The organism is Acinetobacter sp. ANC 5054 (assembly GCF_002135295.1).
Lineage (GTDB): Bacteria > Pseudomonadota > Gammaproteobacteria > Pseudomonadales > Moraxellaceae > Acinetobacter.
This window is the reverse complement of the sequence record NZ_NEGG01000010.1, coordinates 34,578-48,197: the sequence shown is the minus strand read 5'-3', so window position 1 is coordinate 48,197 and position 13,620 is coordinate 34,578. Positions and strand designations below refer to the sequence as shown.

The 13,620-nt window shown below is 37.0% G+C and carries 13 protein-coding genes; 5 read left to right on the top strand and 8 right to left on the bottom strand.

Annotated features, from left to right (window positions below; translation table 11 throughout):
- The first annotated feature begins 113 nt into the window (after nucleotides 1–113).
- A complete protein-coding gene (locus B9T33_RS11060; protein WP_086178960.1) occupies nucleotides 114–917 on the top strand; it encodes a hypothetical protein in 804 nt (267 codons plus the stop codon).
- Between the two features lie 63 nt (nucleotides 918–980).
- Here the strand turns inward: B9T33_RS11060 and B9T33_RS16470 are convergent, their stop codons facing one another.
- Both B9T33_RS16470 and B9T33_RS11055 read right to left on the bottom strand, forming a co-directional pair.
- Nucleotides 981–1,139, bottom strand: a complete 159-nt coding sequence (locus tag B9T33_RS16470; RefSeq protein WP_171263623.1) for a hypothetical protein — start codon at nucleotides 1,137–1,139, stop codon at nucleotides 981–983.
- 488 nt (nucleotides 1,140–1,627) lie between these two features.
- Nucleotides 1,628–1,834 carry a hypothetical protein gene (locus B9T33_RS11055; protein ID WP_086178959.1) on the bottom strand — a complete coding sequence of 69 codons (207 nt, stop codon included), beginning with the start codon at nucleotides 1,832–1,834 and terminating at the stop codon, nucleotides 1,628–1,630.
- 109 nt (nucleotides 1,835–1,943) lie between these two features.
- On the opposite strand from B9T33_RS11055, the gene B9T33_RS11050 reads away from it, so the two are divergent.
- From B9T33_RS11050 to B9T33_RS11035, 3 genes are all read left to right on the top strand, one after another.
- The gene (locus tag B9T33_RS11050; RefSeq protein ID WP_086179050.1) at nucleotides 1,944–2,165 is read left to right on the top strand and encodes a hypothetical protein; all 222 of its coding nucleotides are present in this window, start codon (nucleotides 1,944–1,946) and stop codon (nucleotides 2,163–2,165) included.
- Between the two features lie 632 nt (nucleotides 2,166–2,797).
- A complete protein-coding gene (locus B9T33_RS11040; protein ID WP_228145816.1) occupies nucleotides 2,798–3,133 on the top strand; it encodes a hypothetical protein in 336 nt (111 codons plus the stop codon).
- A 140-nt stretch (nucleotides 3,134–3,273) separates the two neighbouring features.
- Nucleotides 3,274–3,510: a VF530 family DNA-binding protein gene (locus B9T33_RS11035; protein ID WP_086178956.1), complete on the top strand. Its 237-nt coding sequence runs from the start codon at nucleotides 3,274–3,276 to the stop codon at nucleotides 3,508–3,510.
- Nucleotides 3,511–3,842: 332 nt separating this feature from the next.
- Here B9T33_RS11035 and B9T33_RS11030 read toward each other — a convergent pair whose 3' ends face one another.
- From B9T33_RS11030 to cfa, 5 genes are all read right to left on the bottom strand, one after another.
- A complete protein-coding gene (locus tag B9T33_RS11030; RefSeq protein WP_086178955.1) occupies nucleotides 3,843–6,998 on the bottom strand; it encodes an efflux RND transporter permease subunit in 3,156 nt (1,051 codons plus the stop codon).
- Nucleotides 6,988–8,229 carry an efflux RND transporter periplasmic adaptor subunit gene (locus B9T33_RS11025; RefSeq protein ID WP_086178954.1) on the bottom strand — a complete coding sequence of 414 codons (1,242 nt, stop codon included), beginning with the start codon at nucleotides 8,227–8,229 and terminating at the stop codon, nucleotides 6,988–6,990. Before B9T33_RS11025 ends, B9T33_RS11030 begins: the two co-directional genes overlap by 11 nt.
- A gap of 1 nt (nucleotide 8,230) precedes the next feature.
- A complete protein-coding gene (locus B9T33_RS11020; protein WP_086178953.1) occupies nucleotides 8,231–9,553 on the bottom strand; it encodes a TolC family protein in 1,323 nt (440 codons plus the stop codon).
- Between the two features lie 46 nt (nucleotides 9,554–9,599).
- Complete coding sequence (locus B9T33_RS11015; protein WP_213033197.1) at nucleotides 9,600–10,010, bottom strand: cation efflux protein, CzcI-like; 411 nt, start codon at nucleotides 10,008–10,010, stop codon at nucleotides 9,600–9,602.
- A 316-nt stretch (nucleotides 10,011–10,326) separates the two neighbouring features.
- Complete coding sequence (gene cfa, locus B9T33_RS11010) at nucleotides 10,327–11,466, bottom strand: cyclopropane fatty acyl phospholipid synthase (RefSeq protein WP_086178951.1); 1,140 nt, start codon at nucleotides 11,464–11,466, stop codon at nucleotides 10,327–10,329.
- A gap of 235 nt (nucleotides 11,467–11,701) precedes the next feature.
- Here cfa and B9T33_RS11005 point away from each other — a divergent pair, with 235 nt between their 5' ends.
- On the top strand, nucleotides 11,702–12,397 hold the full coding sequence (locus B9T33_RS11005; protein WP_086179049.1) for a DUF1826 domain-containing protein: 696 nt from the start codon (nucleotides 11,702–11,704) through the stop codon (nucleotides 12,395–12,397).
- 379 nt (nucleotides 12,398–12,776) lie between these two features.
- On the opposite strand, the gene B9T33_RS11000 is transcribed toward B9T33_RS11005, so the two are convergent.
- Nucleotides 12,777–13,577 (bottom strand): sulfite exporter TauE/SafE family protein, encoded by an 801-nt coding sequence (locus tag B9T33_RS11000; RefSeq protein WP_086178950.1) that lies wholly within the window; start codon nucleotides 13,575–13,577, stop codon nucleotides 12,777–12,779.
- Nucleotides 13,578–13,620 lie beyond the last annotated feature (43 nt).

Genomic DNA, 13,620 nt, shown 5'->3' with positions numbered 1-13,620 from the left:
TTGCACTGTTATAGGAATTTTAAAGAATGCTGTACCTAGCTAAAGGTCGTTATCACTTTTAAGCTCTACTTCTATCAAAATGATCTAGAAATTTTTTAAAATTGGAGACGTAGATGTTTGAAACCACTGAACTTAAAGCTTTAAACCACTTACTGGTCGATCATGAAATAACGGATAACGTCCTCAGTCACTTATACCAGAAGCATCCGAACCTAGACGCTGTTTTACTGCGAAGCAAGACTTTAAGACAAATAGAGCAGGTGGGTTATATTTCGATTTGCCAAGAAAATATGCTTTCTAAGGCTGAAAATGCTGCATTTCTATTTGCACCATTTATTTTGGCGAATCTTAATCAGAAAGTGATTTATACAACACCTAAAATCTCAGAAAATAACGCTATTTTAAATCATTATTTTCAAACAGATTATGAATTAAGCCAGCATAAGATTGATGATGTATTGAGCTCATTAAATCTATATATAGAGCTGGAAAATAATGAATTTTCTGATGTTGAGTATTTTTATAGTAGTTTAATCAATAGCTTATGCAACTCAAAAGTATCAAAAATAATATGTATCACTAGTTTAAAAGTTGATGAAATTTTACTCAAAAAACTAGAAATAACGTTCAATGTTGAAATATTGCTTGTGCAGCAAGACCTGATAAAAATAGATTTTGATTTAAGTAAAATCAATCTGTTGAAATTATTGTTTAAAAATAAAGATGAGCAGTATATTGAGTTATGTCATAAATATTCTTTAATAAATGCCAAGTTATTGGAATTATTAAATTTATTTTCATTAAAACAAGCAGCAATATTGGTTGAGGATATGTTTTATTCAGAGCATATTTTTGAAAAATTATCCGTCTATGGTGAGTATATTCAGACCAATATTCAACATGAAAAAATAAGTTAGAACACAAAAAAAGCTTGTAAGCATAAGTGCTTACAAGCTTTTATTCGTTTTATATTTAATACATTAAGGTAAATACGAATTATCTGCGCCAACAACAAAAGCGACACCAATACAGAATAGTAGTACATAGATACCAAACCAAATAATCGCGCGTTTAAAGGCTTTATCTGAAATTTCACTGTCAGCGTATTTTTGCGGTTTTTTAGGTTGTTGCTCACTCATAACACGTACTCTAAATACCTAGTGGTTGTAGGTGATTATTCAATTTTAAAAGCTGTGGTGGTAGGTACAAAGAATGAATTAATTTCTATAACAGTTATAATTTGAATTTTGAGTTGTGTAGAAGCGAATCGATTTGTTTTAGATAAAAACGTGCATACACAGTTTAGTGTTTATTGAATCTGCTCGTTGATGAATAGAACTCAAGATAAAAAGATTCAGATCACTAGAGCTCATCAATTATGAAGCGATAAAAGTTTGTAGTTTGAGTAATAAGTAAATGAAGTAGTCTATATGGAGTCAGGTATCTAGAATTTCGTATAATGTGGTCGAAGATTATGTTACATAGGTGATTTTGTACAATATCGAGCTGCAAAATCGCCGTCATTTAACATCAATCTTCATTATACGAAATTAGTCGTTTACTAATTAAGAAGGGCCTTATTCGGCCCTTTTTGTATATTTAATATTCGATGTCTATAAGAATTACACTAATCAGCTTTTTTTATTTCCTCAATGTATTTTGTTACATCTTTTGAGTTTATGTCTTTTAAGTGTTTGTAAATTAAAGCATTAATTATATCCGCTTCTTCAATTCTTTCTTTAGTTTCAATAATAAAGTCTAGTGATTTTTCCTTAATAGATTCAACAAATTCTCCACGAACTCTATAAGTTTTTGATAAGTCTGATTTTTTCATGTAACACCTGAACATTGTTTAACGCAACAACATTATTGTGTCACACGTTGCAGTGTTGCGTGCAATTCTGTTATATTCCTGTGAAATTGTTGCGTGTGATGTTGTTGCAATGGAAAAAGAACTAGCTTTCGAAACAGTCTCAAAAATCATCTTCGACAGGGCATGTCAGCTCATTGTTGGTGGGAATCCTGCTTACGAATCTGAAAAGGTTCTTCTTCACATTGAAATGGTCATGACAGAGTGGGGCTATCGTTCTCCAAAAGTCGCTGAATATTGCAATTTGCTAAAACAAGAAAATGACCATATGCGTTCAATGGGGATTCAGGGATGATTAATAAACAATCGAATACAGCGAGTTTACAGTGGGGATTGGATACCCCCTCTAATAAGATGCCGGTAAAGATCGCTCTTGGAGATAATAAATTATGAATAAAAGTACAATTTGTTTTTTGATTGCTGCATGCTGTTTTATTTTAAGTTTTTTTCTTGATCTATTGAGACAACAATGACATTAGATGATTTTCTATATTTACTTTTATTAATGATTATTGCGCCGATATGGTGGATTATTTGTCCTAAATTGTTGGATAGATTATTTAGAGACTGATTTCGTATAATGTATATTATGTTAAATAGCATATCGGAGATTGCGCCCTAGATCCGCTGACACGTTGGCGCAACTTCACTAGAGGGATTTAGCACAATGTTAATCTCTCTAGTGAAGTATCTTAATGAACATAATATACGTTATGCTGAAATCAGATCACTACTCGAACTACCCAATACAGCAGACGCAGTCTATGACATGGATGTTGCTTTCAAAACAAAAATGCAGGACTTCCACTATAAAAACCTAAAATTTCATTCGGCCGCTAAAAACCAAATGCTATACTAAATTTTCAGAAGTCTTACAAAAACTTAAAAATGAAAAAGGTCCTAATTAGCCTATTTGCCCTTTCAGCAATGAACACAATTCAAGCGCAAGAATATCCAAACTATGCAGATGAAAAGAAATATTTACAGATGCTAGAAAAAATTTACCCACAATTAGAAATCATCGTTCATGGCAAATTGATATTGAATAACGTTAAAAATGATGTAAAAGCGCTGACTGATAAAGATAAAAAAGAAGTGTGTTCTATGGCAAATGCAGTTATAAACGCTGACAACATTATCGTACATAACACAGTCCATGAGTTTTATTTTGAATCAACAAACTATCTCCAAAATTTTATGACTTCAGAAGGTGCTGATAATTTAAAACAAGAATTACAGTTATCAGGATTTAAGTGCTATTAAAATAAAACTTAGAGCTGCCATACTCACAGTATTAACAATTCTCTCAACTGAAACATTTCCAGAAGATTGAACGGTCACCCCTCTCAATTTCAACTCGCTCGGGTTATAATGATGACCTCCCCAAATACGATTGATCTATTATGAGCAGCTCCAATGACCCTTTACATGGCAAAAAACTAGCTGACATTTTGGATGAATTATTGGATTACTACGGTGGCTTTGAAGGTTTGAGTCGTAAAATTGAAATTAGATGTTTTTGTATAGACCCAAGCGTTAAATCATCATTGCGATTCTTGCGTACCACTCCATGGGCACGTGACAAAGTAGAAAGCTTATATTTATATGTCTTACGCCAAAAAGCCAAACAGAAATCGTAGCTATGAATAGCCACTGATTATGTAGATACCTTTTAGGTAATGGTGGACTACCACCACTTTCCTATACAAATTAAATCTATTCTTAAGACCTTTTTAGTAAGACTAAATGTATTCAAAGCTAGGGCCATGAACCTATTATTTTATAAGTTATCATTTTAGCAATCTAAGTCATTCATTTGAGTATTTATTAAACATACATTTAATTACTGAAACAGTTCAGCAGTTTTAATCACTTTTAAATAGAATGACCGCATTAAATAATACGGTCAAAAGTTTAGTTCAAAATCAATACGGAAAATTAAGCATCATTTAAAAACTATGATTGTGAATCCTTACTTTCCTTTATCAATTTTTATATCTCGTGTATTCATCCAACGATATAGCACTGGTAATAACACTAAAGTAAGCAAGGTTGAGGATAAAATTCCACCAATGACAACAGTCGCAAGCGGTCTTTGAACTTCAGCACCTGTACCTGTGGCTAAAGCCATTGGAACAAAACCTAAAGATGCGACACATGCTGTCATTAGAACAGGTCTGAGACGTAAAATTGCACCTTGCCATACTGCTTCATGTAATGAATATTTGTCTCTTAACTCCTTAATAAAAGTCAACATGACTAGCCCATTGAGTACAGCAACCCCTGACAATGCGATAAAGCCAATTCCTGCCGACATAGACAGTGGAATATCTCTAAGCCAAAGCAACAACACGCCTCCAGTCAAAGCAAATGGCACTCCTGTAAAGACAAGCAGACTATCTTTGATATTGTGAAAAACAGCCATCAATAAAATAAGAATGATGATTAAAGCCAGTGGAATCACAATCTGCATGCGTGATTTAGCCGAGGCTAAATTCTCAAATTGCCCGCCATATTCAATCCAATACCCACTTGGTAATTTATATTCTTGAAGTTGAGTCTGTACCTCGGAAACAAACGATCCTAAATCACGACCTTCCACATTTGCAGTGATCACCACGCGTCGTTTACCATTTTCACGGCTCACTTGGTTAATCCCTTCAATGGTAGAGACTTTGGCAACATCCAATAATAAAATATTACCTCCATTCGGAAGCTGAAGTGGCAAATTAGAGACACTTGCTACGCTTCTATCCTGATCATTTAGGCGAATAATGAAATCAAAACGACGATCTCCTTCTAAAAATTCTCCTACACTTTGACCGCCAATGCTTGCTGCAACTACATCCTGAATTGCTTTCACACTCAAGCCATATTGCGCTGCTGTTGCTTTATTAATTTCAACATTTAGCAAAGGTAAGCCTGAAGTTTGTTCAACTTTGACTGCACTGCTGCCTGAAATTTGTTGAATGACCTTCGATATTTTTGCAGCTTCAACATTCAACACTTGCATGTCATCGCCAAATATCTTCACCCCTACGTCACTTCGAACACCTGAGATTAATTCATTAAATCGCAGCTCAATAGGTTGTGAGAATTCACTATTATTTCCGGGAATTGTTGCTAGATAAGTTTCCATGCGAGAACGAAGTTCAGCAATGGTTTCTTTAGGATTTGGCCATTCATCGCGTGGTTTCAACATGATATAGCCATCTGAAATATTCGGTGGCATGACATCTGTTGCAACTTCCGCTGTTCCTGTGCGGGCAAAAATAGTTTTAATTTCAGGAAATTTTTTCAATAACAGTTTTTCTGTATTTTCCTGTATACGTAAAGACTCTTCCAAGCCTGTACTCGGTGAACGCAATTGCTGTACTGCAAAATCGCCCTCACTGAGTTGTGGTGCAAATTCACTGCCAATTTTAGTACTAAGTAAACCTGTAATCACCAATAAGCAAATCGCAAAAGTTAAGACCGATGCTTTATATTGATAAGCGAGATCCAAAGTTTGTTGATACTTCGCTTTGAGCCATGTCATCCACCGGCTTTCAGTTTCCTTGATCTCTCCTTTCACCCATAACGCAATTGCAGCAGGTACAAAGGTGATAGATAAAATAATGGCAGCAACCAATGCCAAAACAACTGTCAGTGCCATAGGGTGAAACATTTTTGCTTCAACACCACTTAGAGCAAAAATCGGTAGGTATACAACTAAAATAATGAGCTGACCAAAAATCAAAGGACGTCTCGCTTGTCGAGCTGCTAAAAATACTTCTCTAAAGCGTTCATTCTGTGTCAGTGGTCTTTTTAATTGTTGCTGTGCATGAGCTAGCCGACGAATACAGTTTTCGACAATCACTACGGCACCATCCACAATAATACCGAAATCAAGCGCACCTAAACTCATCAGATTGGCACTAATATTTTGTTGTGCCATGCCCGTTAGAGTAAACAACATCGAAAGTGGAATAACACAGGCTGTGATTAAAGCAGCACGGATATTTCCTAAAAACAGGAACAGAATGATGATGACGAGGATTGCCCCTTCAACTAAGTTTTTCTGTACAGTTTGAATTGTCTTTTCAACTAAGGTTGTACGGTCATACACGGTTTCAATGACGACACCTTTTGGTAAACTCTGTTGAATATCTTGAATCTTCCTATTCACAGCTTTCGATACAGTTCGGCTATTTTCTCCCATTGCCATCATGGCAATACCTAAAACGGTTTCCTCACCATTGTAGGTTGCACCACCTGTTCTTAAATCATGACCTATGGACACATTTGCAATATCTCCAATACGTATCGGATTACCATTCAGAGAACTCACTAACGTATTTTCAATATCACTCAGATTGTTCAATGTACCGGGTACACGAACCGTCAATTGTTGTCCATTGTCTTCAATATAACCCGCACCGCGGTTTTCATTATTTTGGGATAATGCTTGTTGCAACTGTTCTAATGAAATATTGAGCTGTTGCATCCGATTTAAATCAGGAGATACCACGTAGGTTTTCTCAAAACCGCCAATACTATTGACCTCTGCAACCCCCTCAACACGTTGTAATTGTGGACGCACAATCCAATCTTGAATTTCACGTAAATCCATTGCTGTATATGCAGTTCCATCAGCCTTTTTTGCATTTGGCTCTGCTTTAAGCACCCATTGATAAATCTCCCCTAAACCCGTAGAAACAGGTGACATGGTTGGTGAAATTTGTGCAGGTAAATCAGATTGTACTTCCTGTACGCGCTGATTAATTTGCTGACGCGCCCAATAGATATCCGTGCCATCTTTAAAAACAATGGTCACTTGAGATAATCCATAACGAGATATAGAGCGGGTTAACTCTAAATCTGGAATGCCTGCCATGGCATTTTCAATGGGATAGGTAATCCGCTGTTCAACCTCAAGTGCGGTAAAACCATTGGCTTGAGTATTGATTTGAACCTGTGTGTTGGTAATATCAGGTACAGCGTCAATCGGGAGTTTTTGATAACTATAAATACCAACTGCAATCCAAGTACAGACAAATAGCATGACCCAAATTGCATTTTGAATTGAGAACTGAATAATTCGTTCAAATAAACCTTCAGGTTTTGGTAATTCAGAATTAATGCTCATGGCCAGCCTCATCTTTTTCTAATTCAGATTTCAGCAAGAAACTCCCTTGTGCAATATACTTCTGCCCTGCATTTAGGCCTGAAATAATTTCAAGCCACTGTCCATCGCTTGATGCCTGACCGAGTTGTACTTTTTGTGCTTTTAAATGAAGCTGTCCTTTCTGTTCAGATTCCACAATGAAGATAGTATCTGCACCTTCAATTGTTTGTAGTGCCGTTTTTTTGACGCGCAGCACAGATTTTGCTGTAGGCTCTGAAATTAAAACATTGACCATGACGTTTGGACGTAGTTCTGCGGCTTCCCCATCTAATTTTGCACGTACAATTAAACGACCAGTTTGTGTATCTGCTTGAGAGGTTAAGCTTTGTACAATGGCAGAATAATTTTCATTTGAGCCATTCACTTTAAATTGAATTTTTTGCCCAGCTTGAATTTGATTTGAGAACTGATTTGGCACATTAAACTCCAACCAAAGATCGTTTAACTGTTCAATCACAAACAACTGATCAGCCAATTGGACATTTTCACCAACAACAATATCCTTCTGACTGATCACCCCAGAAATTGGCGCCTTAATCGAGAAATGCCCATTCTGATTGCCATCTGCCCCCAATGCCCTTAACCGAGCTTGTGCGGATTGCACACTGATTTGAGCCTGACGATAGGCATTTTCAGCACGTTGGTAATCTTGCTTTGCTGAAATTCCTTGAGACCAAAGTGTTTGCTCCCGTTGATAATCTTGACGAGCCAAATCGAGATTCGCTTGCGCTATTCGTAAACTTGATTGTTGATCAATCAGTTCAGGGACTGTTAACATAGCCAAAGTTTGACCTTGTTTTACATTCTGTCCTAAAGCCACCTTCACTTGCTCGACATGACCACTAAAATTGGGTGACACATGGGCTTGCTGATCGGTATTCACTACCAATTTCCCCGGCAATATACTGACTTTTTCAACCAGACCAGTTGATACTAGATCAACTTTCAAACCTTGTTCTACTATTTGCTGTGCTGTAAGTGTGATTTCACCTTCATCTGCATGCCCATCTTCGTGACTTTCTTTTCCATACTCATCATCATGATGTTCTGTATTCTTTGCTTCATCACCGTGTTCATCCGATTGAGTCTTATTGGAACTCCACCAGATTGAGAGACTGATCAAGAGCGTGACAATAATCAAAATTGAAATAATGAGAGACTGTGATATTTTTCCATTTTCTTTGACGAACATTTTATAGTGCTCCCTCATTCATTAAATTTTGAGTTGCTTCAATCGTTTTTTTATTCAGTTGCATATAAGCGTCTGAACGGCTTATATCTTCAATACTAAGACCTAGACTGAGTGCTTCAGCAGTCAGTGCAATACGCCATGCCTGTTTTAAAATTTCTAATTGACCTAATCGAATATTCTGCAATTGAGTTGTTGATTGCTGAACATCGGTGATTGAAAGCTTGCCCGCTTGAAAACCTTGCAATGTACGACGCTGAACATTAACCGCCAAATCAATCTGAGAAGTCGTTGAATCCAATTGCTTACGTAAAGCTTTCAATTGATGCATCTGATTGGCGATATCAAGAATTTGTTGCTTAAGTTCGCGCTGTTGCTGTTGATTCATCAAGAGTTGTTGCTGTTGAGCCATTGGAATGGTGTATTGCTGGCGATTAAAAATATTGATTGGAATATCAACACCGAATACAAGAGCAGTATCCGTATTTTCATTTGGTGCCTGAGTTTGCCTCATTCCAACATTTAGCGTGGGATTAGGACGAGCTTTTAACCTTAAATTTTCAATTTGATGATTCGATTGTTGCGTATTCAAGGCATATAACTTTTCAAGCCAACCCTCAGATATGTTGTTCTGCACGGTTTGAGTACTTTGCTCTGGCCAAGGTATAGATGAAGAATTCAGTTGGACATCTGAGGATGTATCACCCCATAAATTTGTCAGTTGTCGCTGTGCCAATTGCTTGTTTAAAATGGCTTGCTGATGTAGTCGTTGTATTTCTAATGCTTCAATTTGTGCTCGCTCATAATTCACTAAAGCAATACTCCCCGCTTGATATCGCTTTTGAGCACTCTCCAAATTGGTTTGACTGACAGAGCGTTGGGATGCATACATAGACTGTTCGACATCAGCGACGATCAATTGTGACCATGCGAATTTCACAATAAGTTCACTTTGTGCATTCCATAATTCTTGCAGAAGATGTAATTGCTGATTCGAGATGTTGGCGATACTTCGTTTTAACTTACGCTCACCAAAAAGGTCCAAGGGTTGTTGAATCCCAATGCTGAGTTCCTTTTCCTGATCTGAACCAAATCCAGACTGCTCCACATTCAAACTTGGATTTTGCAATAGACGACTTTGTTGAATATTGAGATCAGAAATGTTCTGGCCTTGCTGCCAGACCTCATTTTGTGATTGATAACTTTGTACTTTGGCGAATGCAGATTCAAAGCTAGTTACAGTCTCAGCATAGCTCACTGGTAGAGATGCCAGCATGATGCATGCAACTAGACTGTGGCGTATGAACGCCATCGGTTTTAAAGACATGATTTTCCCACTTATTTAAATAATAAAAGTGGTGGGAATGTTTAGGCTACCCCACCATTAGCGGGGAAAATTCGGGAGGTGGACTTTGAAGAAATAAGTCAGGAGGCTGATAGCTGTTTTTCCAATGAAATTGAGGATCCACTTCTACTTCAAAGTTAGGATGAACCACATCAAATTTTTCATTTTGTACAATCAAATGTGTCATGGATGGCAAATGATCTTGATGATCTTCACCAATTTTTAAATCATTACTGATTGTTTTTTTGTTTTCTGACTGTTCATGATGATCGTATTGATGATTATCACTTACACATAAAGTATTTTGGTGATGACCAAAATGATAACTCTGCTGTAATTGAGATTGCTGTTCATGGACACAAAAGGCCGCAGCCACATTCCAAAAACTTTGGAACATGAACAATCCAACCAAGACTGTAATCCATGTAGTAGAACGCATCAGCATAGCAATTAAAATTTAGCTCGCTAATTATAAGGTTTGGAGTCACTTCAAAGTCAAGGCTTTGACAATACTGAATGTGTTTTTATTTAAGTATAGAAATTCTTTTGAGATACTATCCGCTTCCATTTCAAGAACAATTAATGGTGATTGTGCTTTTCTAGAACAACTAATGCTCAAAATTATCTTCCTGCAAAAAAAGCAATACTTAAGTACAGTAATCAAGATGAATTAGGCATATGAACCTACGGTTCCATTCACCATTATCAACCCACGCAAGATTAACAATTTAGCCATTCCAACTGATTAATTTAAATTACCGTGCTACGCGTATCCCGCCATCTCGGCCTTCTGGCGTAAATACAATTTGCCATAATTGCAAATCTCTAGCTCTAAAAGCGCCAGCACAGGCATTTAAATAATAGCTAAACATGCGTTTAAAACGCAGGCTGTAATTCGATTCTATTTGCGGCCAAATTTCAAGAAAACGTGCATACCAAGCTGATAACGTTAAATCATAATCGGCACCAAAATTATGCCAATCTTCCATCACAAATTTACCGCTGCTATGGTGCGCAATATTCTCAATTGACGGTAAACAACCATTTGGAAAAATATATTTACTGGTCCAAGCATCACCATTTAGCATGGTTGAGTTAGAGCCAATACTATGCAGTAAAAACAAGCCATTCGGCTTGAGGTTTCTTTGCACCACTTTAAAATAAGTGTCATAGTTTTTAGGGCCCACATGTTCAAACATCCCAATAGAGACAATGCGATCAAATTGATCGTAAATATCCCGATAATCCGTCAATAATATTTTCACATCCAAACCATCGCAGCGTTCTTGCGCTAATTTTTGCTGTTCTTTGGAAATAGTAATACCCGTAACAGAAACCTGATGATTTTTGGCGGCATAAGCCGCAAGACCGCCCCAACCGCAACCAATATCAAGTATTTTCATATCAGGTTTTAAATCTAACTTACGGCAGATTAAATCCAGTTTATGTTGTTGTGCTTGTTCTAGATTTTCTGCATCTTTCCAATAGGCACAGGAATATTGCATATACGGATCAAGCATTAAGGCAAATAAATCATTTCCCAAATCATAATGTTCTTCACCTACTATCCATGCCCTTTTTTTTGATTGAAAATTCCGAAATTTCGCGATTGCGACACGAATGATATTATTTAAGTTGTTAGGAAATTTCTTATCGAGCTGTGCACGTAAAATTTTATAGAAGAAGATATCTAGCCTTTCACAATCCCACCAGCCATCCATATAGCTTTCGCCCAAACCAAGTGAGCCTTCTTGTATGATTCGACTATATAACGCTGGATTATGCACTTGAATATCATGCGGTCGATCACCGTTAATCTCGATATCCGCTTGATTAAGCAAATTCACAATGACATCTTTTAAATGATCTTCCGGATTGCCAACAAAACTATTCATATCAACTCCTAAATTTCATTAAGTGATTGATTCATATATTTCTATTGCGTTGTACATCATATTTTTATTTTCAATATATTTATAACTGAATTACTGATCATAAAACCAGCATTTTACAACTTGTATACAGATTTCTTGTCTTTCAAAATTATTCCGAATGCATGAATGTACTTCATATCACAGCCTATGCACTGGTGTATGATACGAGATGATTTCTGATGTATTTTTATTTTCTATGCATAATCCCTTGTTAAATAACGAGCAAATTGGCTTAGTTTCAACCTTTCCTGAACTGGTAAATACACAGTTTCAAGGAAAAATGAATGCTTTATGCTGGCCTAGAAATTTGGCTGGAGATTTTAAAGAAATCGTCAATAAACTTGAATTAATTGAAAATATTACAGAAATTTCTCGTGACGATCTTTTAGCATTAACACTGTCTGAACAGGGCAATCTCGCTAGAGAAATCATTTTGCAAGATATGCAATTGCTCGCTGATTTTGGTGCATCACCTTCACTGAATTTACTAAAAAATTATGAACGGGATGATGAATTGGATTTCATTTCCACAGATGTCTATTCTTTTCATGTTGATCGCTCTCCCATTGCGACCGACACCTTTTTATGTACCTATTACGGTGCAGCAAGCGATATCGTGCCGAATGAGCAAGTAGAACAAAAGATTTTAATTCCTGAAATTCGTGAACAGCTCGAAGCCTTGCACGAAGGTACTGACGCTGAGTTTGCAGGATTTTTGGAAGAATATTATTTCGATCTGCATTATCAGCTTAAGCCTGATGCCAGACCTGTAAATTTGGGCCTAGGTCATTTATGGCGTTTAGCGGTGGATCATCCACAACAACAGGTTCTGCCTTGTGTGCATAGAGCACCTGTAGAGCATAATGAATTACGTTTGCTTTTGATTTGTTAAGGATTTATTAGGACATTAACTTTCTAATCTTGAGATATTACTGATCCATTTATCAATTTTTGACAAGATATTATACATCTCGTATAAATTAAATATTTACCACTATCCATTTCACAATGGATGTTCCCTTTTCTTTTTAAAGGAGAGGGTTAGGGAGAGGATTTATATGAACAATCAACACTCATCCACTAGCAGAGCATGCTCCTCATCTCAAAAGAAGAAGTAACTTTTCATTATTACCTTGATTGTGAGTTAAAATTCACATAGCCCCTTCTCAATATCAAAGAAATATTATTGCTTATACAAACCTTTAGCTTAAAGAAAAAAAGCCCACAGATTGTGAGCTTTATTAACTTACTAATGATGCTTTGCTGAGAGTTTAATTGAAGCCCTTAAACAGGAAGAACAACCCTATCACCACCAATAAGGCAGCAAAGCATTTTTTAAGCACTGCTGGCGACAGCGCATGAGCAGTTTTAGCACCAAATTTAGCTGTCACAAAGCTCATCACACTGATGCCTAAAAAGGCATAAACATGTACAAAGCCAATGGTGTTCGGTACATCAATATGCTCTTTCATACCAAAGAACATGAAACCTAAAGCGCCTGCGATCGCAATGGGTAAACCGCACGCTGCGGAAGTTCCCACGGCTTTTTGCATAACCAGACCATTTTGACTTAAATACGGTACGGTTAAGCTACCACCACCAATGCCAAAAATAGCAGAAGCTACACCAATCCCAGCGCCCGCACCGATTTGTTTGCCTGTAGACGGCAAAGGCTTACTGGTATCCACGGCTTTTTTTGCACCCGTAAACATGGTGTAAGACACCCAAAGCAAAAACACACCAATAATGAGCTGTAAATGTGTGCCAGATAAAATGCCTGCAATGCCCGCACCTGCAAAGCAGCCAATCGCCATCGGCGGAGCCAGATTTTTAAATATAGGCCAGATCACCGCATCATTTTTATTGTGCGCCATCGTCGAGCTAATAGATGTCACTACAATAGTGGCCAATGAAGTTCCTAACGCCAAATGCATGATCACATCAGGGCTATAACCCATTTGAGTAAAGACCACATATAACAATGGCACGATGATCGTTCCACCGCCCACACCAAAAAGTCCAGCGGCAAATCCTGCAAAGGCGCCGATGATCAAGAAAATGATTAATTCCACAATATACTGTCTTTAAATAAGTTTTCGTTAAAACATGATCAAA

Coding starts and splice junctions, on each gene's coding strand:
- B9T33_RS11060 (WP_086178960.1), top strand. CDS start 114: ATGTTTGAAACCACTGAACTTAAAGCTTTAAACCACTTACTGGTCGAT.
- B9T33_RS16470 (WP_171263623.1), bottom strand. CDS start 1,139: ATGAGTGAGCAACAACCTAAAAAACCGCAAAAATACGCTGACAGTGAA.
- B9T33_RS11055 (WP_086178959.1), bottom strand. CDS start 1,834: ATGAAAAAATCAGACTTATCAAAAACTTATAGAGTTCGTGGAGAATTT.
- B9T33_RS11050 (WP_086179050.1), top strand. CDS start 1,944: ATGGAAAAAGAACTAGCTTTCGAAACAGTCTCAAAAATCATCTTCGAC.
- B9T33_RS11040 (WP_228145816.1), top strand. CDS start 2,798: ATGAACACAATTCAAGCGCAAGAATATCCAAACTATGCAGATGAAAAG.
- B9T33_RS11035 (WP_086178956.1), top strand. CDS start 3,274: ATGAGCAGCTCCAATGACCCTTTACATGGCAAAAAACTAGCTGACATT.
- B9T33_RS11030 (WP_086178955.1), bottom strand. CDS start 6,998: ATGAGCATTAATTCTGAATTACCAAAACCTGAAGGTTTATTTGAACGA.
- B9T33_RS11025 (WP_086178954.1), bottom strand. CDS start 8,229: ATGTTCGTCAAAGAAAATGGAAAAATATCACAGTCTCTCATTATTTCA.
- B9T33_RS11020 (WP_086178953.1), bottom strand. CDS start 9,553: ATGTCTTTAAAACCGATGGCGTTCATACGCCACAGTCTAGTTGCATGC.
- B9T33_RS11015 (WP_213033197.1), bottom strand. CDS start 10,010: ATGCGTTCTACTACATGGATTACAGTCTTGGTTGGATTGTTCATGTTC.
- cfa (WP_086178951.1), bottom strand. CDS start 11,466: ATGAATAGTTTTGTTGGCAATCCGGAAGATCATTTAAAAGATGTCATT.
- B9T33_RS11005 (WP_086179049.1), top strand. CDS start 11,702: ATGCATAATCCCTTGTTAAATAACGAGCAAATTGGCTTAGTTTCAACC.